The organism is Agathobaculum ammoniilyticum (assembly GCF_025567315.1).
Classification (GTDB): Bacteria; Bacillota; Clostridia; order Oscillospirales; family Butyricicoccaceae; genus Agathobaculum; species Agathobaculum ammoniilyticum.
This window is the reverse complement of record NZ_JAOQJE010000003.1, coordinates 66,977-87,062: the sequence shown is the minus strand read 5'-3', so window position 1 is coordinate 87,062 and position 20,086 is coordinate 66,977. Positions and strand designations below refer to the sequence as shown.

The window sequence follows — 20,086 nt, the reverse complement described above, 5'->3', positions numbered from 1 at the left end:
ATCACGCATCCCCCTTTCGTTGAATAAAGGAATTGCCGCAGTCATCCAGCGTCATTAGAAAAACCTCGGATAAGGCGATGCTTTGGTTTTTCAGCCGGTTTTCGATATCCCGTGCGTCAAGGCGGAGAAGCTGGAGCGAGCGGGCGACCAGCTTGCCGTCCGACACCACAACGAGCGGCAGACCGGTGTCCTTGGGGGTCAGGCCGAGCATTTCCGCCGTGACCGGTTGCTGCGGCTGCTTGAGAATGACGGTCAGCGTGCCGTCCGGCTCGATCACGCCGTATTTGACGTCCGAGACCGATGCCACATTCTGCTTGCGCAGGGTTTCGATGATTTCGTCCGTGGTCAGCCGCATCTGGCGCAGCTTTTTGACATCGAGCAGCCCGCCGCGGATGATGATTGCCGGCTGCCCGTTGAGCAGGCGCCGGAAAAGGCGGCTTTTCAGCGCGACATAGCTCATCAGGATTTCGAGCGCGACCAGCGTGGCGATTGGAACCAGTCCGGCGAACATGGGGATACCGAGATCCTGCATGGGAACCGCCGCCAGGTCGGAAACAAGAATGGTGACCACCAGCTCGGAGGGGTCGAGTTCGCCGATCTGCCGCTTGCCCATGGCGCGCACGGCAATCACAACGGCAAGATAAAGGATCAGTGTACGCAACAGTGGCACAGCCATAACGCATCCTCTTTTCTTGATGGATTCCGGTGTAGTATGGCCGCAAAAACGGGAGAATATTCCTGTGACAAGAATTTAACACAGTAAAATGCGAAAAGGTGTTGACATTTCCCGAAAGCGGTCTTATAATATGAATAACATTTTGAATATTGCAATAGGCGATGACCGGAAAAGTAGCGCCTGGAATCCAGCGAGAGAGCCGTCGGTTGGTGCGAGACGGTGGAGGAAAGGAAGCGCGAAAGTCCTCCGCGAGCAGAGCGTCTGAAAAGGGATGAAATAGGGCCCCGTGTAAGGTGTTCCGCATGATCTGCGTTAAAGGATCGGGTTGAGTGGTCGCGTTCGGCAATTTGGCGCGCGGCAAAAAGAGTGGTACCGCAGAGTGATAGTCTTTGTCTCTTTGAAGAGGCAGAGGCTTTTTTTATTTTTGCTTTAAGACAGGAAAGGAGGCGGATCCGCATGGTAAAGAACGGTTCGGAGATTTTGGTGGATGTACTCGTCGAGCAGGGAGTTGATACGATATTCGGCTATCCGGGCGGCGCGGTCCTCAATATCTATGATGCGCTTTACAAAAACAGCGACCGCATTCAACATATTTTAACGGCGCATGAGCAGGGCGCCGCACACGCGGCGGACGGCTACGCCCGCGCGACCGGCAGGGTAGGCGTATGCTTGGCGACAAGCGGCCCGGGCGCGACCAATCTGGTGACCGGCATCGCCACGGCTTACATGGATTCCATCCCGATGGTCGCCATCACAGGCAACGTCGGCACCAGCCTGATCGGACGCGATTCGTTCCAGGAGGTATACATCGCCGGCATCACTATGCCGATTACCAAGCACAACTTTGTGGTGCGCCATGTGGAGGAGTTGGCGGACACGATCCGCAGCGCGTTCCGCATCGCAGCGTCCGGCCGGCCGGGACCGGTGCTGATCGACATTCCCAAGGATGTGACCAGCGCCACCTGCGACTATGTCACGGGCGAAAAGGTAGAGGTGCATGAAACCTATGAGGTGACCGGTGAGCAGTTCCAGACGGTTGCCGACATGATCGCGCAGGCTGAACGGCCGATGATCTATTACGGCGGCGGCGTGGAGACCGCAAACGCGGGGACGGCCCTGCTGGAGCTGATGAAAAAAGCGGATATCCCGTCCGCCCATACCATCATGGCGATCGGCTGTATTCCGGATACCGAGCCGCTCAGTCTGGGGCTGGTCGGCATGCACGGTACGGTTTCGGCCGCGTGGGCGGTCGAGCGGTGCGACCTGCTGCTGTGCATCGGCGCGCGTTTTTCCGACCGTGTGGCGACCAATCCGTCGCGCTTCGCGCCGAAGGCAAAGGTCGTGCATATCGATATCGACGCTGCCGAGATCAACAAAAACATCGGCGTGGATTACGCTGTGGTCAGTGACGCGGAGAATTTCCTCGAAAAGCTGCTGCCCTATGTGCAGAAAGCCGACCACGGCGCATGGCGCGCGCAGATTGCCGAATGGCAGAGGACGCTCGATTATGTACCGCAGGACGACGACAGTGTCATCCACCCACACCAGTTGCTGCGGACGATTTACGAGATGGCGGGGGACGATGTGATCGTCGCCACCGATGTCGGCCAGCACCAGCTTTGGTCCGCACAGTATAACTGCTGCAAAAAAATCCGGCATTTTCTCACGTCAGGCGGGCTTGGCACGATGGGCTTCGGCTACGGCGCTGCGATGGGGGCGCAGGTTGCGTTTCCAGATAAGCCGGTTATCCATATCACCGGCGACGGTTCGTTCCATATGAACCTGAACGAGCTGTGTACATCGGTTACCTATAACCTGCCGGTCATCACGGTTATCATGAATAATAATGTGCTGGGCAATGTCCGCCAGTGGCAGACCATGTTTTATGAAAAGCGTTATTCCCAGACCAACCTGTACCGCAAGACGGATTACATCAAGTTGGCGGAAGCGTTTGGTGGCCGCGGTTTCCGCGCCACCAACATCGCCGAGCTGCGCGCGGCGCTGGGCGACGCGCTGCAGCGCACCGGTCCGGTGCTGATCGACTGCCAGATCGACAAGGACGAACGCGTCCTGCCCATGATACCGGCGGGCGGCACGGTCGACGATATCGTGGCGGACTGAGAAAAGGAGAGGACAGCATGCAAAAATATATCCTTTCTGTGACCGTGCAGAATAACGCGGGCGTTCTGGCCCGTGTGTCCAGCCTGTTCGGCCGGCGCGGCTACAACATTGATTCCCTTACCGTGTCCGCGACGACCGACCCCAAGGTTTCCCGCATGTCGATCATCGTGCAGGGCGACGAACCGATTCTGGAGCAGATCATGAAGCAGCTTTCCAAGCTGGAGGAGGTCATCTGCGTCGACCATCTGCAGGAGGAGGACTCCTGCTGCAGCGAGCTGGTGTTCGTCAAGCTGAAGGCCGAGGCGGGCGATGTGCGCGACGCTATCCGGCAGCTTTGCGAGCTGTACGGCGCCGCTATTATCGAATCCACCGAGCGCGCCCTGATTGTTGAGCTTTCCGAGGTACCCAGCCGCATCGACGCGTTCCTGGATGTAATCTCCAACTTCGAGGTGCTGGAGATGAGCCGTTCGGGCGTAACGGCAATCGAAAAATAGTTGAGGGCAGTCTCCCTTTTCTATATGCGCGCCGCAGGCGTAAAATCAATTCGTTTTCCTGATTCATTTTATATAAACTTAGGAGGAAACAAAAATGGTAAAGATGTATTATGATTCGGACTGCAACCTGTCCCTGCTTGACGGCAAGACCGTTGCCATCATCGGCTTTGGCTCCCAGGGTCATGCCCATGCCGAGAACCTGCATGATTCCGGCGTGAACGTCGTCGTCGGCCTGCGTCCGGGCTCCAAGCACGAAGCAAAGGCGAAGGCTGCCGGCCTGACCGTTATGACGCCGGCCGAGGCTGCTGCGGCGGGCGATATCATCATGATGCTCGTTCCGGACGAGAAGCAGGCGGATATCTATAAGGAAGTGATCGAACCCAACCTCAAGCCGGGCAACGTGCTTGCTTTCGCGCACGGCTTCAACATCCATTTCAAGCAGATCGTGCCGCCGGCAGATGTTGACGTAATCATGATCGCGCCGAAGGGTCCCGGCCATACGGTCCGCCGCACCTATGTGGAAGGTTCGGGCGTTCCGGATCTGGTCTGCGTACATCAGGATGCTTCCGGCAAGGCGATGGACATTGCGCTGGCGTATGCCTGCGGCATCGGCGGCGGCCGCGCGGGCATTCTGGAGTCCACGTTCCGTGCTGAGACCGAGACCGACCTGTTCGGCGAGCAGGCTGTGCTCTGCGGCGGCGTCTGCGAGCTGATGAAGGCCGGCTTCGAGACGCTGGTCGAGGCAGGCTACGCGCCGGAGAACGCGTATTTCGAGTGCGTACACGAGATGAAGCTGATCGTCGATCTGATCAACGAGGGCGGCTTTGCCAAGATGCGCTACTCGATCTCCGACACTGCGGAATACGGCGATTACCGTACCGGCAAGCGCATCATTACCGAGGAGACCCGCAAGGAGATGAAGAAGATCCTGCGCGAGATTCAGGACGGCACCTTCGCTTCCGAGTGGATTCAGGAGAACCGTGCGGGCGGCCGCGCCCGTTTCCTGGCGAGCCGTCAGGTCGAGGCGGAGAGCCAGCTGGAGGAGACCGGCAAGCAGCTCCGCAGCATGATGAGCTGGCTGAAGAAGTAAAAAACTTCGTTTGAAACTACCGTTTCAAACGAGAGGACGTGCCGCGCGGCGCGCGGACACGTCCGGGGCTGCGAAAAGTTCCGACAAGCGAAACTTTTCTCCGCTCTTGTATCAAAAGCACGGGCAAAGCCTGCGCTTTTGATGAAAGATCCAGCATGCTGGGTCTTCTATGAAAATGCGCCTGCGGCGCGGAGTGGCGGCAGGTGCAGACGACGAACAAGCGCACAGGCGGGCGGGCTTCCGCCCGCCTGTGTTGCAAAAAGGAGGAAGCCCCCATGTCCAAAAGAAGCGACAACATCACCGCGGGTGCGGAGCGTATGCCAAACCGCTCGCTGCTGCGCGCCTGCGGCCTGACCGAAGAGGAGATGAACAAGCCGATCATCGGCGTTGTTTCCGCATACAGCGAAATCATCCCCGGCCATATCAACCTTGACAAAATCGCGGATGCCGCCAAGGCGGGCGTCCGTATCGCGGGCGGCACACCTGTACTCGTTCCGGCGATCGGCGTGTGCGATGGTATTGCGATGGGCCACATCGGCATGAAGTATTCGCTGCCCAGCCGCGAGCTGATCGCGGACAGCGTGGAGACGCTGGCGCAGGCGCACCAGTTCGACGCGCTCGTGCTGATCCCCAACTGCGACAAGATCGTACCCGGCATGCTGATGGCCGCGGCGCGGCTCAATATCCCGTCCATCATTGTATCCGGCGGCCCGATGCTCGCCGGCCATTACAACGGGGAGGAGATTTCGCTCTCCAAGACCTTTGAAACGGTCGGCGCGTACAAGGCCGGCCTGATCGACGACGAAAAGCTCATGGAATGCGAGTGCGGCTCTTGCCCGGGCTGCGGCTCATGCTCGGGTATGTACACGGCCAACTCGATGAACTGCCTGTCCGAAGCCATTGGCATGGCGCTGCCCGGCAACGGCACCATTCCAGCCGTGCATGCGGCGCGCATCCATCTGGCCAAGCACGCCGGCATGCAGGTCATGGAGCTGCTGCGCCGTGACATCAAGCCGCGCGACATCCTGACGCCGGCGGCGTTCCGCAATGCGCTGACCTGTGAAATGGCGATCGGCTGCTCGACCAACTCGGTGCTGCACCTGCTCGCGCTGGCGAACGAGGCGGGCGTGCCGCTCGACCTGGCCACGCTCAATGAGCTGTCCGCCAAGGTGCCGAACATCTGCCACCTTGCGCCCGCAGGCCCGCACCACATCGAGGAACTGTATATGGCGGGCGGTGTGCCGGCTATCATGAAAGAGCTGACCAAACGCGGCCTGCTCGACCTGTCGCTCATCACCGCGACCGGCAGGACGGTGGGCGAGAACCTTGAGGGCGTCGTGAACAAGAACCCCAAGGTCGTGCGTCCGCTGGAAAGCCCGTATTCCGAAACCGGCGGTATTGCCGTTTTGTGGGGCAATATTGCAAAGAATGGCTGCGTGGTCAAGCGCTCCGCAGTCGCGCCCGAAATGATGGTGCATGAAGGCCCTGCGCGCGTGTTCGATTCCGAGGACGACGCGATCCAGGCCATTTACGCGGGTAAGATTCAAAAGGGCGATGTGGTCGTTATCCGCTACGAAGGCCCGAAAGGCGGCCCCGGCATGCGCGAGATGCTCAATCCGACCTCTGCGCTGGCGGGTATGCAGCTCGACAAGGACTGCGCGCTGATTACGGACGGCCGCTTCTCCGGCGCGTCCCGCGGCGCGTCCATCGGCCATGTGTCGCCGGAAGCGGCGGCGGGCGGCGAGATCGCGCTCATTCAGGAGGGCGATATCATCGCCATCGACATCCCGAACAGCAAGGTCAACGTCAAGGTATCCGACGAGGAGCTGGAAGCGCGCCGTGCGAAGTTCGTCCCGCGCGAGCCGAACATCAAGTCCGGCTGGCTCTACCGCTACTCCCGCATGGTCAGCTCCGCCGACCAGGGCGCGGTGCTGAGATAACAGGAAAAGCCCCGAAACCGGTGGTTTCGGGGCTTTTATTGTGTTATTTTTTCGGCGGGGCGGGATTGTTGGTGCGGCCCACGATATAATCGATGGAGGTATTGTAAAAATCGGCTAATGCGATCAAAGCATCAATTGGGATGCGATGTGCTCCGCTTTCATAGCCGCTGTATGTCGTTTGCTTAATATGCAGGATTTCGGCAACCTGTGTTTGTGTAAGATTATTGTCCTCGCGTAAATCGCGCAAGTGTTGAAAAATCATATCATCACCTCAAAGTTATTATATATTAACGAGAAACTCGGTATTGACTTTTAACGAGAATCTCGGTAATATAAGCGTAAGAGGTGATACATATGGAATCCATAACAACGCTGCTGTACGACGCAGTCATAAGCGGTCTTCACTATCACGAAACCGAGGTCGAGGACCGCGTTTACCGTCAGGTAGACCGCTGGGCGGAAAAGGGCGGACGGAAGAAAAAGCAGTTTCAGAACGACCTGATGGCGCTTTTGACACAGTATCAGGAGCAGAGCTTTGCCCTTGGCCTGAAATGCGGCCTTTTGCTCGCCGAGGAGCAGCTTTTCCGGTAAACCTTGTGGGGGGCGTATAAATCTGGTATAATGGAAGCAGACCAAAAAAAGGACGGTATGATAATATGCTGACAGCTTCCAAAAAGGAATTTATCGAATTCATGATGAGCGCGGACGTGCTTCGCTTCGGTGACTTTACCACCAAGTCCGGTCGCAAAACGCCGTATTTTGTCAACACCGGCAACTATAAGACAGGGCTGCAGAACTCCCGCCTGGGCGAGTTTTACGCGGCGCTCGTCAAGGAGACGGTCGGCGGCGATTTCGACGCGATGTTCGGCCCTGCGTACAAGGGCATCCCGCTGGCGACCTCGGTTTCCGGCGCGCTTGCCCGCAATTACGGGATTGATAAGCCCTTTTTCTTCAACCGCAAGGAGGCCAAGGACCACGGCGAGGGCGGCAGCATCGTCGGCTACAAGCCGCAGGACGGGGACCGCGTCATTATCATTGAGGACGTAATTACCGCAGGCACCGCAATCCGCGAAACCATGCCGGTGCTGAAAGGCTGCGCGGATGTGAAGGTGACCGATATGTTCATTTCGGTCAACCGCTGCGAGGTCGGCACGACCCCGGGCAAGACCGCGGTCATGGAGGTCGGCGAGGAGTTCGGCATCAAGGTGCATGCGCTCGTCACGGTGCAGGATATCCGCGAATATCTGGCGGATAAGGAGGAATACGCGCACCTGCTGCCGCTGATGGACGCATATATGGCGCAGTATTGTGTATTCTAAATCCATGGGATTGGAAGCGGAACAAAACAGAAAATATCTGCCCTGGATCTATCTGGGCGTGTTCCTGCTGGTGACTGTCGGCTGCTATGCGGTGCTGCAGTACGTTGTGCCGATGGGGGACGACCTGTTTTACGGCCGGTGGGGCAGGCTGGGCGCGGGGGAGCTTCTGGCGCGCATCGCGCAGCATTACCAGACGGCCAACGGGCGCAACCTTGTTCACCTGCTGGACGCGGTCCTGCTGGGTTCGGACGGGCGCGTCGTGTTTGCGCGGGTGTTTATCGCGGCCCTGCTCGGCACGATCGCGCTCAACCTGACGCGGCTCGCGGCGGACGGCTGGAGGCAGGCGGTCGCCGCCGCGGTGCTGTGCGCGTGCGGCATCTTTCTGCTGCCCGCTGTGCTGACAAGGCAGAGCGTGTACTGGATTACCGGCGCGATGAACTATGTTCTGCCGCTGGCGCTCTTTCTGGAATATTGGGTGCTGCTGCGCGATGCGCTTTCCGGCAGGCGGGGATGGCTGCCGGCGGCGGTGTTCGGGGCGCTCGCGGGTCTGACGGTCGAGCAGGCCAGCATGATGACGGTCGGGCTGACCGTGCTGCTGGTCGGGGAACATTGGCTCGTCCGCAGGCAGGGGTTCCCGAAAAAGGCGCTGTGGCCGCTGCTGCTTTCGGCCGTGGGCGCGGCGAGCATTCTGCTCGCCCCGTCGGTCGCCTACCGCGCGTCTATCACGCCGCCGCCGGTTGAGGGCGGCACGCTGGCTGTGGTGAAGTATAACGTCCTGCAGCTGCGGCAGACCTTTCTGTTTGGGGATACGCTTTTCCCTATCCACTTCCTGATGCTCACCGCGATACCGCTGTGGCTGCTGCTGCGTGCGGCGCGCCGCCGGAGCGTGCCGGACGGTGTGTTCGCCGTGCTGTCGGTCATTTCGTTTTCCGTGTGGTTCTGGTTGCCGGAACAGGTGCCGGAGCTGCTGTGGAACAGTCCCGAGGTGCCTGCCCGCGTCGCGGCCTATGCGCTGGCGGTGTTGGGAGGCTATCTGTTGTGCGCGTTCTATATTTCCGTCCGCTCCGCGATGGAACAGGAGTGGACGCCGTTGTTCGCCCTGATATTGGGAGTCGGTTCGCAGGTGATGATGCTGGTGTCGCCCACGGTCGGGCCGCGCACTATGCTGTGCGGCGCGGTGATGCTTTTGCTGCTTACCGCCTGCCTGATGCGGGAAGCGCCGTATCTGTACCTGCTGGGCGCGGGCTCCATCCTTGCCTGGCACTGGGGACAGGGGTGGGCGGCGGCTGTTGTGGCCGCGGCCGCGCTGCTGTGGCTGTTGTGCCGGTATTTTCCCGCGCGGGCCGTATGCGTGGCGCTGTGCTGCGTGCCTTTGTTGTTCTGCGCGTGGACGACGCTCAAGGGTCAGCATGACGGGTATCGGGCAAATGCTGCGGTCGATGCGGCGAACCGCCTTGCGATCGCCGCCTATGATGGCAGCGATCGCCTGACGCAGCATCGGTTTGCGAACGACCTGTACGGCTGGGCTATGCCTTATCACAACGATTACTATGACGCGTATTATAAAGAATATTACGGCCTGCCGCGTGAGGTAGAGTTGATATGGGAATAACGCAAAACGGACTGCCCCAAAAGGGCGGTCCGTTTTCTGTGCGCAGATGGGAATTATAAAGACTGCAGGAATTTCCGCATGCGGAAGCAGGCCTCGCGCAGATGGTTCATGGAATAGGAATAGGAGATGCGAACATGCCCATCGCCGCTTTTGCCGAACGCGCTGCCGGGTACAACGGCGACCTGCTGCTCATGAAGCAGACGTTCGCAGAATGCCTCGGAGGAGAGGCCGGTCGAGGCGATGGAAGGGAACGCATAGAACGCCCCCTGCGGTTCAAAGCACGTCAGCCCCATCGAGCGCAGCTCGCCCAACAGGTAGCGGCGGCGGATGTCATACTGCGTGCGCATGCGTTCGATATCGTCCTCGCCGGTCCGGATGGCTTCGATGCCGGCGAACTGCGCCGTGGTCGGCGCGGACATGATGCCGAACTGATGGATTTTGCAGATGTGCCGCATCAGCTCCTTGGGACCCATCGCCCAGCCAAGGCGCCAGCCGGTCATCGCATAGGATTTGGAGAAGCCGTCCACAACGATGGTGCGCTCGCGCATCCCGTCCAGCTCGGCAAAGCAGACGTGCGGCGCGGCGCCGTAGGTCAGGCTGCAGTAAATCTCATCCGAAATGACGATGATATTGGTGTCGCGTAGCACGGCGGCGACGGCCTCCAGTTCGTCCCGCGTCATGATCGCGCCGGTTGGGTTATTGGGATACGGCAGGATCAGCAGCTTGGTGCGCGGCGTGATTGCCGCGCGCAGGCGGTCGGGTGTCAGCTTGAACTGGTCCTTCGCCAGCGTCGGCAGGGGGACAGGGGTGCCGCCAGCCATCTGGGTCAGCGGGGTATAGCAGACGAAGCTGGGCTCGGGGATGAGCACCTCGTCGCCGGGGTTGACCAGCGCGCGGATGGCGTTGTCGATCGCCTCCGAACCGCCGACTGTAACGAGGATCTCCTTGTCCGCGTCATAGCAGAGCTGATATTTGCGGCGGGCCAACCCCGCGATCTGGCTGCGCAGCTCGGCAAGGCCCCAGTTGGAGGTGTAGAACGTCTGTCCCTTTTCCAGGGACTGAATGCCCGCGCGGCGAATCTGCCACGGGGTCTCGAAATCCGGCTCTCCGACGCCGAGCGAGATCGCATCCGGCATGGCTGCCGCTGCGTCAAAAAAGCGGCGGATGCCGGAGGGCTTTACGATCTTGACACGGTCGGAGAGCAGCTGCTCGTAATCTACCATGCCATCATGACCTCTCTTTTATCGCGATCGGAGGGGTCGAATTCTACACCGTAGTCCTTGTATTTCTTGAGGATGAAATGCGTGCCGGTGGACAGGACGTTTTCCATCGGCGCGAGCTGCTCGGAGACAAAGCGCGCAACCTCGCGCATGGTGCGGTCCTTGATGATGACCGTCAGATCGAAGCCGCCCGACATCAGGTAAACGCTTTCTACCTGATGATGGGAATAGATCTGGCGGGCGATCTCGTCGAAGCCCATGCCTTTTTCCGGCGTAATTTTGACCTCAATCAATGCAGTGACGCTTTCCTTGGAGGTCTTGTCCCAGTCGATAACGGTTTTATAACCAAGAATGGTATCGTTTTTTTCAAAGGTGCGGACCGCGTCAACGACCTCTGCTTCGGTCGCGCCTGTCATGGCGGCAAGCTGCGCCGGCGTCAGGCGTGCGTCCTGGCTGAGCAGATCCAGCAATTTTTCAGGGTTTTCCATGATAACGCCCTCCTGTTTCAGATAAAGATTGGGTTTATTATAGCACCAATCCGGCGGCTTGTCCACTGTGTGTACACAGCCCAGGGCGGGAAAGCCGGGCAGACGGCCGGAACAAGGAGGGGAGCGGCGGGGCAGGGCAAGATGATAGCGCCGCCTGCTGCAGACTACAATATTTTGCGGCATACGCGGGATAAGTCTGCAAAATACTGTTGCGGAAACCGGTAAAACGCGGTACAATGATAAGCAGAAAGGTGGTACCCTTTTCCATGGCATTCACAGGCTTTCCTGCCGCGGGCATCGACCTGCTGCAGCTCAACCGTCTGCAAAACAGCAGAGAATTTTACGAATCGCATAAAGAAGAGATCAAACGGCTGGCGATCCAGCCATTTCATGAATTGATCGCGGAGATGACCCCAGCCATGCTGGAGATCGACCCGCTGTTTGTGGTCACGCCCTCGCGCATGGTATCGCGTGTACGGCGCGATACCCGCTATACCAAGGATAAGACGCTTTACCGCGCGAATATGTGGATGTTTTTCCGCCGCCCGCGTCGGGAGCATGAGTCCGTGCCGTGCTATTATTTCGAAATTCATCCGGAGTTCTGGGGCTTTGGCTGCTGGGGCGCTTGGGGGAAAGGCGAGATGGAGGCGCTGCGTGAGATGATTCTGAAAGAGGATAAGCTGTTTCTGGAGGCGTATGAAGCGGTCCGCGCCTGCCCGCAGGTGCGGCTGGATGGGGAATTGTATAAGCGTCCGAAATTTCCGGATGCAAAGCCCGCCTACCAGACCTGGTTGAACCGGAAAGAGATTGGTGTGGACTTTCGGGAAACAAACGACTTCTCCCCCGTGTTGGACGGGTCGTTTGTCGGGCCGATGGTGGATACCATGCGCCGGCTCGCGCCGCTGTACCGTTTCCTGCTCGCGGCAAAGGAAAGAGCGGGCGCCGCACCGCGGGAGGCGCTCGAATGAGGTATGTTGCGCTCGATTTTGAAACAGGAAACGCTTCCCCGCTCAGCGCCTGCGCGCTTGGCGTGGCGGTGTTTGAGGATCGCAGCCTGATCCGTGAGCAGGTATCGCTTATCAAGCCGCCCGCTTGCGTTGGGAAGTTCCACTGGGGCAATGTCAGGGTCAACCATATCAAGGAACGCATGGTGGCAGACGCGCCGGCGTTTGATATGGTTTGGAACACAGTGGCGCAGGAGGCGGAGGGTAGTGTTCTGGTCTGCCATAACGCGATGTTTGATACGGCGGTGCTGTGCGCATGCCTGAGCCATTACCAGCTGCCGGCGCCGGAGTGCCGCTATATCTGTACGGTAAAGGTGGCCCGGCGCGTATGGCCGGCGCTGAAAAATCATAAACTGGATACGGTATCCGCAGCGCTCGGTATTGAGCTGAATCATCACGAGGCATGCTCGGATGCACGGGCGGCCGGCTGGATTCTGCAGGCGGCGCTGCAGGAAACGGGGAGCACGGACGCGGATGCGCTCGCGGCGAAGATCGGGATGCGGCTGGGCCGGATCTCGTCCATGGGGACGACGCCCTGCAGCATCGCAAAGGATATACGAATCGAAAATACGGTGTGACCGGTTTCACATATTTGTCAAAAGGAGAGAAAAGCTATGAAAAATTATCTGGATTCCATCGACCGTGAGGCGTTGCGCAGCCGCGCCAATCAGGTGCTTGGCTATGCGAACGATGCGCGCGACTGTGCGGCCCGTTGGACGGACCACGCGGTGTCCAAGGCGCAGGGGTTCTCGATGTTTGATTTCGCGGTATTCAAGATCTGCATGCTGTCGTTCGGGCTGTGGCTCGGTGCCTGCTTTGCAAAGTTCTTCAAAAAGTTTCGGGGTGTCTTGTTCGTCGCGTTTGCTGCGACCTGGATGTACTTGTTCTGGCGTATTTTCTTTGATGATGAAGAATAACCAGTGGCCGGAAGGATAGGAGAGGAGCGTGTCCGTGCAGGAACCAACAGAACATCATAGGACGGAAGCGCAGAATCAGCCCCACTATTTCCAGTGGGGCTTAACGGCGTTCTGCGTGATCGTTTCCAGTGTGCTTGTTTTTTATTTTCTGGGCTGGCTGCCGATCATCTGGCGCATGATCAAAAAGCTGCTCGGCATTCTGAGCCCGTTTATCTACGGCTTTGTGATGGCATACCTTCTGATGCCGGTATTCAACGGTCTGTACCGCGTGCTGCAGCCCAAGCTGGCGCAGCGGATGAAACGGGGGACGCAGATCGCCAAGGGGCTTTGCAGCATCCTGTCCCTGCTGATTGGTCTTGCGGTCGTGGGCGTGCTGCTGTGGATGGTGCTGCCGCAGCTGATCGTAAGCGTGTTCTCCCTGCTGGAATCCATGGATACCTATCTGGACGAGATATCAACTTGGGTCGCGTCGCTGCTGAAAGACAATCCGGTGATCGAACGGAATTTTCTACAGTTGTATGAGCAGTTCTCCACACAGGTCGTCGACTGGGTGCAGAACAGCGCGCTGCCGCAGCTAGTCGCGCTGATGACCGGCGTTGTAACGACGGTTTCCGTCCTGTTCGACCTGCTGATCGGCATTATCATCGCGCTTTATATCCTCAACAGCAAGGATACCTTTTGCGCGCAGGCCAAAAAGACGCTGTACAGCGTGTTTTCCATCCAGCGCGCCAACCGTATCATCAAGCGTGTTGCTTATATCCACCGTGTATTCGGCGGGTTCATCACCGGCAAGCTGATTGATTCGCTCATCATCGGCCTGCTGTGCTTTGCTGGGCTGCGCATCCTGATGGGTTTCGGGCTGATGACGATGGACCAGTCGTATGCGCTCCTGATTTCGGTCATTATCGGCGTGACCAATATCATCCCGTTTTTTGGCCCGTTTATCGGGGCGGTGCCGAGTACCATCCTGATCATGGTCATCAGTCCGGTGCAGGCGGTATATTTTGTGCTGTTCATCCTGGCGCTCCAGCAGTTTGACGGGAATATCCTGGGGCCGAAAATACTGGGCAATTCCACTGGCCTGTCGAGCTTCTGGGTCATGTTTGCGATCCTTGTGTTCGGCGGCGTGTTCGGCTTTGTGGGGATGGCGGTCGGCGTGCCGCTGTTCGCCGTACTGTATACGATGGCGACCGAGGCGGTCAATAACCTGTTGAGAAAACGCGGCCTTTCGGTTGACACCAATGCTTACCGTGGGCCAAAACGTCTCGATCCGGAAACGCGGGCGTTTGTCGAGATCAGGGAGGAGGCCCCGCCGGTCAGCGCAAAGGAGCGGCGGGAAGCCGCACAGAAGGCGCGTGCGCAGGCGCAAAAGGAAAACGAAAAGGACTGACCGGCTGGTCAGTCCTTTTTTGCTTGATGTTTGCCGTGCGGTGTCGGGTTATTTCAGGCCGGCGGTGATGATCGCCATCTGATAGACCTCATCCGCGTTACAGCCGCGGGACAGATCGTTGATCGGCGCGTTCAGACCCTGCAGAATCGGGCCGTAGGCCTCGAAGCCGCCCAGACGCTGGGCGATTTTGTAGCCAATGTTGCCCGCGTTGATATCAGGGAAAATAAAGGTGTTGGCCTGGCCGGCAACCGGAGAGCCCTTGCACTTGGTCGCCGCAACGACAGGGGAGAACGCGGCGTCGAACTGCAGTTCGCCGTCTACCGCGAGATCAGGCGCAGCCGCTTTAGTTTTTTCGGTTGCATTCTTCATCATATCAACCGTTTCGCCCTTGCCGGAGCCTTTGGTCGAGTAGGATAGCATGGCCACCTTGGGGTCGATACCGAACGCCTTGGCGGTTTTTGCAGTTTCAATGGCGATTTCCATCAGATCGTCCTCGCTCGGATTGATATTGATCGCGCAGTCGCCCATCGCGTACAACTCGTCGCCGCCATCCTTGCCGTCGCGGCGCAGGATGAAGCAGGAGGATACGATCTTGTTGCCCGGCTTGGTCTTGATGATCTGCAGAGCAGGGCGGACGGTGTCCGCAGTCGAATAAGTAGCGCCGCCGAGCAGGGCGTCTGCCTTGCCCAGCTTGACCAGCATGGTGCCGAAATAATTGCCCTTGGAAAGCGCTGCGCGGCACTGCTCCTCGGTCATCTTGCCCTTGCGCAGCTCGACCATCCTGGCGACCATCGCGTCCATTTCCGGATAAGCCGCAGGGTCGATGATTTCCATGCCCTCGATGTCAAAACCGCCTGCGGCAGCGGCGGACTTGACTTCGTCCACATTGCCGACCAGGATAGAATCCAGCAGGCCGTCTTTCTTCAGGCGGGAGGCGGCTTCCAGAATGCGGGGGTCCGGCCCCTCGGTGAATACGATTTTACGCTTGTCGGCCTTGAGCGTGGCAATCAGATTTTCAAACATGATGCATTCTCCTCTAAATTTTTGTTCGTCTGTCAAACAGTTCCGATACCTCATTATACACCCAATGCTGATACTTCTACAAGTGTTATTTTGGGTATATTTTGGTTGCTTTATGGAGCGGTTTGGAAGAGCGTCCGAACGGTTGCAAAAGGGCAAACCTGGGCAGAATAAAGGGGAAAGGAGGTGGTCCGCATGCGCGTGGTGCGTTATTTGAACGGGAAGCGGCTTCACGGTGTGCTGCCGCCGCTGCTGCTTGACCAGGAAGGGATCGGCATGCTGCTGCGCGAGGCGCGCTTCCGGCAGGAACTTCCGTTGCCGGAGCCGCCGCCCTCTGCTATACTGGAAGCGGAGGAACGCGGTCTTGGAAAGGATATTTCATGAAACACACCGCATTATATCTGCGCGTATCGACCGAAGCACAGGCGGACGAAGGATACTCGCTCGCGGCGCAGGCCGAAAAACTGGAAGCGTACTGCCGGATGAAAGGGATCACCCGCTTCCGTCGGTATGTGGACGGCGGTTTTTCCGGCTCAAACCTGACACGGCCGGCCGTTACCGAGTTGGTGGAGGAAATCCGCGCCGGCGCGGTCGAGCGCGTCGTTGTCTACAAGCTTGACCGCCTGAGCCGAAGCCAGAAAGACACGCTTTACCTGATTGAGGACGTTTTTCTGCCACATGGGGTGGACTTTGTATCGATCAATGAAAATATTGATACCGGCAGTCCGTATGGGCGCGCGATGATCGGTATTCTGTCCGCATTTGCTCAGCTCGAACGAGAGAACATCTTTCTGCGCACCCGTATGGGCATGGTCGAGCGCGTCAAGCAGGGCTTCTGGCCGGGCGGCGGCAAAATACCGTTTGGATATGATTACGACGCGGGGAAGGGCATCCTGGTTCCCAACAGCGATGCGGATACCGTACGCGAGATCTACGCGCGGTATCTGGAGGGCCAGTCGGCCGGACGCATCGCGCGCGAGTTGGGGCTGAAATACGAGCATCTGGTGCGGCAGATATTGGATCGGGAGAGCAACACAGGCGTGATCGTCTATAAAGGCGAGCGCTACGCGGGGCGGCATGAGCCGCTTATTGACCGCGAAACCTTTGCGCGAGCGCAGCGCCGGCTGCACCGCCCCAACCGGCCGCGCGCTGCGGGGGCGGGCAAGCTGCTGGCCGGCCTACTGGTCTGCGGACACTGCGGCGCTAAAATGCGCTATCAGAAATGGGGCAACGCGGGGGATAAGCTGGTCTGCTACTCACGGGATAAGTCCAAGCCCCATCTGGTGCATGATGCCGCCTGTCCGAATCGGGGGGTGATGGCGCGCGAGGTGGAGGCGATTGTCATACGCGATCTGGCGAGGCTGTCCGCGCAGCCGTCGGTGCCACGCCAACGGCAGGGGGATGCGGCAGAGTGCCGCCGGACGCTGGAGCGGGTCCAGCGCAAGCTGCGCCGCCTGTACGAGCTGTATGCCGACGCGGAGGACGATACGCTGCGCGAATCGATCGAGCGCGTCAAAAAAGAGCGGGAACGGGCCGAGCAGGCGCTTTCCGCCGCGCAGCGGCAGGAGCAGCGGCGGGAGGATGAGGAAGCGCGGCGGGCGTTATATACCATCGGCGCCTGTTGGGACAGCCTGGCCGGTGAGGAGCGGCAGGCGCTGATACGCGCCTGCGTGGAAAAGATCGTGCTGCAAAACGGCAAGGTCGAAATATATTATGCCATTGAGGGCGCCAGCGGATACGGAACGGTAGCGGGATAGCTGTTTTCTCCTTTGTACGTTCATGCCGATGATTATAGGGGAAATCCGGCGCTACCTGCGGGACAACAGCGCGCTGCGGGTATCCCGCAGCCTTCGGGATACCGCCTATAAGGCGCTGCAGGCCAAGGAAGCCTTCATGCGCGAGCACCAGCGCGAGCCGGATATCGTGGAGCTGGCCAAGGCGATGGACGTACCCAAGGAGGAGGTGGTATTCGCGCTTGACGCGATTCTTGATCCGGTGTCCCTGTTTGAGCCGGTTTTTCATGACGGCGCGGACACGGTATGTGTGATGGACCAGGTGGGAGACAATAAAAATACCGATGAGAACTGGCTCGCCCGCATCGCGCTGCGCGAAGCGATCGACAGCCTGAGTGAGCGGGAGAAACGCATCATCCGGCTGCGCTTTTTCGAGGGGCGGACGCAGATGGAGGTGGCGGAGGAGATCCACATTTCGCAGGCGCAGGTATCCCGTCTGGAAAAGGGAGCGCTCGACCACATTAGGAAGCAGATCTAGCAAAAACGATGGGAAGGCGCGCCGCGGTTCCAAAGCGGCGTCCGGTAGGAAAAGAACACGGCACAGCTTTAAGCTGTGCCGTGTTTTGCATGACAGATACGCAGGTAGCTATCGGGTATCGGAAGTGCTGTTGATCGGTGTGGCGCTCAGTATGACGCGGGACGAGGGGATGCCCTGTCTCGACATATAGGCGGAAAGCGAGCGCACGGTCTGCGCTGTGGAGGCGCTGTGATGCAGGCGGACCACGACGGTCGCAGTCGTTGAGACAAAGTTCTGGGCGGTGGTGGCGTATGCCCTTGCCGCGGACTGGGTGGCGTCCCCGCTGTCAAAGGTGGAGTCCCACAGCCGGTAGCCGGCGCCGATCAGGGCGTCGCGCTGTGCCTGTGTCAATTTGACGCAGCCCGTATCGTTGGAAACGATGCGCGTGGATACGCCGGTGAGCAGCGTCAGACGCTCGTTTGCAGCGGTCAGGCTGGCAACCAGGTCGGCGGGCGCGGTCTGGGGGGAAGCGTTCAGCAGCAGTGCGGGGGTATGCCCCTCCGCAACGATGCGGCGCACGGTGTCGTCCGTCCAGGTGGACGCATCCACGGGAAGGAAAAACGTTGCCAGGCGGCCGGCGCTGTGGAGCGCGTCCAGCACGGCGGGGGTGTTGGTGGTCGGCGCGCCATAGAAAGTCAGGTAAACCCGCGCGGGCTTCTGCGTCGGTTTTTCTTCAACCGGTGGGATGGGAGGCTCGGCCGGCTGCTCGGTCGTTTGGCCGCTGCCGTCCGATGGAGTGGACGGCGTGACGCCCTTGTATGTATTGATTGCGCTTTGGATCGAATCTGCATTGGAGGAGGTGAACGAGGAGTCGCTTTGCGCCGAACCGTCGGTCACGCGCAGTACGGTTTCACCGGAAAAGGACAGCGTGGAATAGCTCAGGCCGAATTTGCCGCAGCACAGCTTGACCGGCACATAAACCGTTCCGTTCCGATGGTATGCAGGGGGAGAATAGCTGTTCAGGTTCTGGTCGTATACATATCCCTCGTCGGGGGAGAAGCTGAGCGTTTCCCCGTTTGCAGAGAGACTCAGCACGCCGCCCTCCTGCGAAGCGGAAACGCCAAGCATGGTGAAGACGCTGTACGGCACATACAGCTCGCCGCCGAGACGCGCGGGCATGGTGCCGTCGTCAAGCGGCAGAAGCGTATCATTGACCGCGGTCAGCGTAAGCGCGCGGGCGGGGACGGGGCAAGTAAACAGGACCAGCGCCGCGCACAGCAGCACACTGAGCAGCTTTTTCCATTTCTGTTTGATGCGCGGTCACCCCTTTCAGCAATTCATACGAACTTATTATATCAAAACACGGCGGGTTTGTCACCCTTTGTATCGAAAAACGCCTTGCTTTATCTTGGCAAAGTGCTATAATAAAAGAAAAAACAAATAGAAAGAGTGAATCCACCATGCTGCAGATCAAAAAACAGCTCACAGCCAACAAAAAGTCCAAGCCGGATGAAAACAGCCTCGGCTTCGGCGTCTATTATACCGATCACATGCTGATCATCGACCACGATGAGGAGCAGGGCTGGCACGACGCGCGTATCGTACCGTATGAGCCGCTTCAGATCGATCCTGCAGCCATGGTCCTGCATTACGCGATGGAGTCGTTCGAGGGCATGAAAGCCTACCGCACGCCCGATGGTTCGATCCAACTGTTCCGGCCGGACAAAAATGCGCAGCGCATGATTAACACCAATCACCGCATGTGCCTGCCGAGCCTGCCGGTGGAGGATTTTGTGCAGGCGGTTAAGGAAATTGTTTCGGTTGAAAAGGATTGGGTGCCGCATGCGGAAGGTACCAGCCTGTATATCCGCCCATTCGTGATCGCGACTGAGCCGCACCTTGGCGTGCGCCCGTCCAGAACGCACCAGTTCATCATCATCTGTTCGCCGGTCGGCGCGTATTATTCGACAGGTATCAATCCGGTCAAGATCTTTGTGGAGGATGAATATACCCGCGCCTGCCCGGGCGGCACGGGTTTTACCAAGTGCGGCGGCAACTATGCGGCCAGCCTGATCTCGCAGGTAAAGGCGCATGAGCTTGGCTATGAGCAGACACTGTGGCTGGACGGTGTGGAGCATAAATATGTGGAGGAAGTGGGATCGATGAACTGCTTCTTCAAGATTGGCGGCACGGTCTACACCGCGCCCTGTATGGGTACGGTCCTGCCGGGCGTTACCCGTATGAGCTGCATCGATCTTCTCAAGCACTGGGGCGTTCCGGTGTCTGAGGAGCGCCTGCCGATCGCGGACGTGATGCAGGCCTCCAAGGACGGGAAGCTGGAAGAGGTGTTCGGCACTGGTACGGCGGCGGTCATTTCTCCGGTCGGCGAACTGCGCTACGAGGGCGACGTTGCCTATATCAACAACGGTGAGATCGGCGAGATCACCCATAAGCTGTACAATACTCTGACCGGCATCCAGTGGGGTACCATGCCGGATGAGCTGGGCTGGACGGTCAAGGTTGATTGATCGCAGGATAAATTTGT

The 20,086-nt window shown here is 58.9% G+C and carries 20 protein-coding genes, 1 pseudogene and 1 other annotated feature; of the genes and pseudogenes, 15 read left to right on the top strand and 6 right to left on the bottom strand.

All coding sequences use genetic code 11. The annotated features are described in order from the left end of the window. Position 1: 1 nt before the first annotated feature. Positions 2 to 676 carry a DUF421 domain-containing protein gene (locus OCV66_RS04435; protein WP_054326210.1) on the bottom strand — a complete coding sequence of 225 codons (675 nt, stop codon included), beginning with the start codon at positions 674 to 676 and terminating at the stop codon, positions 2 to 4. Between the two features lie 152 nt (positions 677 to 828). Beyond that, positions 829 to 1,076: a binding site (T-box leader), on the top strand. 56 nt (positions 1,077 to 1,132) lie between these two features. On the opposite strand from OCV66_RS04435, the gene ilvB reads away from it, so the two are divergent. The 4 genes from ilvB to ilvD all read left to right on the top strand — a co-directional run bounded on the left by ilvB (position 1,133) and on the right by ilvD (position 6,321). Next, positions 1,133 to 2,797: a biosynthetic-type acetolactate synthase large subunit gene (ilvB, locus tag OCV66_RS04430; RefSeq protein ID WP_147573836.1), complete on the top strand. Its 1,665-nt coding sequence runs from the start codon at positions 1,133 to 1,135 to the stop codon at positions 2,795 to 2,797. Positions 2,798 to 2,814: 17 nt separating this feature from the next. Continuing rightward, the gene (gene ilvN, locus OCV66_RS04425) at positions 2,815 to 3,291 is read left to right on the top strand and encodes an acetolactate synthase small subunit (RefSeq protein ID WP_054326211.1); all 477 of its coding nucleotides are present in this window, start codon (positions 2,815 to 2,817) and stop codon (positions 3,289 to 3,291) included. A 94-nt stretch (positions 3,292 to 3,385) separates the two neighbouring features. Further along, complete coding sequence (gene ilvC, locus OCV66_RS04420; RefSeq protein WP_054326212.1) at positions 3,386 to 4,381, top strand: ketol-acid reductoisomerase; 996 nt, start codon at positions 3,386 to 3,388, stop codon at positions 4,379 to 4,381. 275 nt (positions 4,382 to 4,656) lie between these two features. Beyond that, a complete protein-coding gene (gene ilvD / locus OCV66_RS04415) occupies positions 4,657 to 6,321 on the top strand; it encodes a dihydroxy-acid dehydratase (RefSeq protein WP_147573835.1) in 1,665 nt (554 codons plus the stop codon). A gap of 43 nt (positions 6,322 to 6,364) precedes the next feature. Here ilvD and OCV66_RS04410 read toward each other — a convergent pair whose 3' ends face one another. Continuing rightward, positions 6,365 to 6,583, bottom strand: a complete 219-nt coding sequence (locus tag OCV66_RS04410; RefSeq protein ID WP_262563823.1) for a helix-turn-helix domain-containing protein — start codon at positions 6,581 to 6,583, stop codon at positions 6,365 to 6,367. 92 nt (positions 6,584 to 6,675) lie between these two features. On the opposite strand from OCV66_RS04410, the gene OCV66_RS04405 reads away from it, so the two are divergent. The 3 genes from OCV66_RS04405 to OCV66_RS04395 all read left to right on the top strand — a co-directional run bounded on the left by OCV66_RS04405 (position 6,676) and on the right by OCV66_RS04395 (position 9,252). Continuing rightward, positions 6,676 to 6,912: a hypothetical protein gene (locus OCV66_RS04405; protein ID WP_147573834.1), complete on the top strand. Its 237-nt coding sequence runs from the start codon at positions 6,676 to 6,678 to the stop codon at positions 6,910 to 6,912. A 65-nt stretch (positions 6,913 to 6,977) separates the two neighbouring features. Further along, positions 6,978 to 7,640, top strand: coding sequence for an orotate phosphoribosyltransferase (gene pyrE / locus OCV66_RS04400; protein ID WP_147573833.1), 663 nt, complete (start codon positions 6,978 to 6,980; stop codon positions 7,638 to 7,640). Further along, the gene (locus OCV66_RS04395; RefSeq protein WP_147573832.1) at positions 7,630 to 9,252 is read left to right on the top strand and encodes a DUF6056 family protein; all 1,623 of its coding nucleotides are present in this window, start codon (positions 7,630 to 7,632) and stop codon (positions 9,250 to 9,252) included. The genes pyrE and OCV66_RS04395 overlap by 11 nt, the downstream gene beginning before the upstream one ends. Positions 9,253 to 9,305: 53 nt before the next feature. On the opposite strand, the gene OCV66_RS04390 is transcribed toward OCV66_RS04395, so the two are convergent. Both OCV66_RS04390 and OCV66_RS04385 read right to left on the bottom strand, forming a co-directional pair. Beyond that, positions 9,306 to 10,475 (bottom strand): pyridoxal phosphate-dependent aminotransferase, encoded by a 1,170-nt coding sequence (locus tag OCV66_RS04390; RefSeq protein ID WP_054326217.1) that lies wholly within the window; start codon positions 10,473 to 10,475, stop codon positions 9,306 to 9,308. Beyond that, the gene (locus tag OCV66_RS04385) at positions 10,469 to 10,960 is read right to left on the bottom strand and encodes an Lrp/AsnC family transcriptional regulator (RefSeq protein ID WP_107630632.1); all 492 of its coding nucleotides are present in this window, start codon (positions 10,958 to 10,960) and stop codon (positions 10,469 to 10,471) included. The genes OCV66_RS04390 and OCV66_RS04385 overlap by 7 nt, the downstream gene beginning before the upstream one ends. A 266-nt stretch (positions 10,961 to 11,226) precedes the next feature. On the opposite strand from OCV66_RS04385, the gene OCV66_RS04380 reads away from it, so the two are divergent. Genes OCV66_RS04380 through OCV66_RS04365 form a run of 4 tightly spaced genes read left to right on the top strand, consistent with a single transcriptional unit; the run spans position 11,227 to position 14,271 of the window. After that, entirely contained in the window at positions 11,227 to 11,928 is a 702-nt protein-coding gene (locus tag OCV66_RS04380; RefSeq protein ID WP_054326218.1) for a DUF2461 domain-containing protein, read from the top strand. Next, positions 11,925 to 12,542, top strand: coding sequence for a 3'-5' exonuclease (locus OCV66_RS04375; RefSeq protein WP_054326219.1), 618 nt, complete (start codon positions 11,925 to 11,927; stop codon positions 12,540 to 12,542). Before OCV66_RS04380 ends, OCV66_RS04375 begins: the two co-directional genes overlap by 4 nt. 36 nt (positions 12,543 to 12,578) lie before the next feature. Continuing rightward, positions 12,579 to 12,881, top strand: coding sequence for a hypothetical protein (locus OCV66_RS04370; protein WP_054326220.1), 303 nt, complete (start codon positions 12,579 to 12,581; stop codon positions 12,879 to 12,881). 34 nt (positions 12,882 to 12,915) lie between these two features. Next, positions 12,916 to 14,271 carry an AI-2E family transporter gene (locus OCV66_RS04365; protein WP_147573831.1) on the top strand — a complete coding sequence of 452 codons (1,356 nt, stop codon included), beginning with the start codon at positions 12,916 to 12,918 and terminating at the stop codon, positions 14,269 to 14,271. 48 nt (positions 14,272 to 14,319) lie between these two features. On the opposite strand, the gene pta is transcribed toward OCV66_RS04365, so the two are convergent. Continuing rightward, positions 14,320 to 15,294, bottom strand: a complete 975-nt coding sequence (pta, locus tag OCV66_RS04360) for a phosphate acetyltransferase (protein ID WP_054326222.1) — start codon at positions 15,292 to 15,294, stop codon at positions 14,320 to 14,322. A gap of 192 nt (positions 15,295 to 15,486) precedes the next feature. On the opposite strand from pta, the gene OCV66_RS04355 reads away from it, so the two are divergent. The 3 genes and pseudogenes from OCV66_RS04355 to OCV66_RS04345 all read left to right on the top strand — a co-directional run. Continuing rightward, entirely contained in the window at positions 15,487 to 15,675 is a 189-nt protein-coding gene (locus tag OCV66_RS04355) for a hypothetical protein (RefSeq protein ID WP_054326223.1), read from the top strand. Then, positions 15,672 to 17,048, top strand: coding sequence for a recombinase family protein (locus tag OCV66_RS04350; RefSeq protein ID WP_107630628.1), 1,377 nt, complete (start codon positions 15,672 to 15,674; stop codon positions 17,046 to 17,048). Before OCV66_RS04355 ends, OCV66_RS04350 begins: the two co-directional genes overlap by 4 nt. A 22-nt stretch (positions 17,049 to 17,070) precedes the next feature. Further along, a pseudogene (locus OCV66_RS04345) lies at positions 17,071 to 17,562 on the top strand (sigma-70 family RNA polymerase sigma factor); the annotation flags it as partial. Between the two features lie 108 nt (positions 17,563 to 17,670). Here the strand turns inward: OCV66_RS04345 and OCV66_RS04340 are convergent. Further along, positions 17,671 to 18,825 (bottom strand): polysaccharide deacetylase family protein, encoded by a 1,155-nt coding sequence (locus OCV66_RS04340; protein WP_107630627.1) that lies wholly within the window; start codon positions 18,823 to 18,825, stop codon positions 17,671 to 17,673. A 176-nt stretch (positions 18,826 to 19,001) separates the two neighbouring features. On the opposite strand from OCV66_RS04340, the gene OCV66_RS04335 reads away from it, so the two are divergent. Next, complete coding sequence (locus OCV66_RS04335) at positions 19,002 to 20,069, top strand: branched-chain amino acid aminotransferase (RefSeq protein ID WP_107630626.1); 1,068 nt, start codon at positions 19,002 to 19,004, stop codon at positions 20,067 to 20,069. Positions 20,070 to 20,086: the final 17 nt, after the last annotated feature.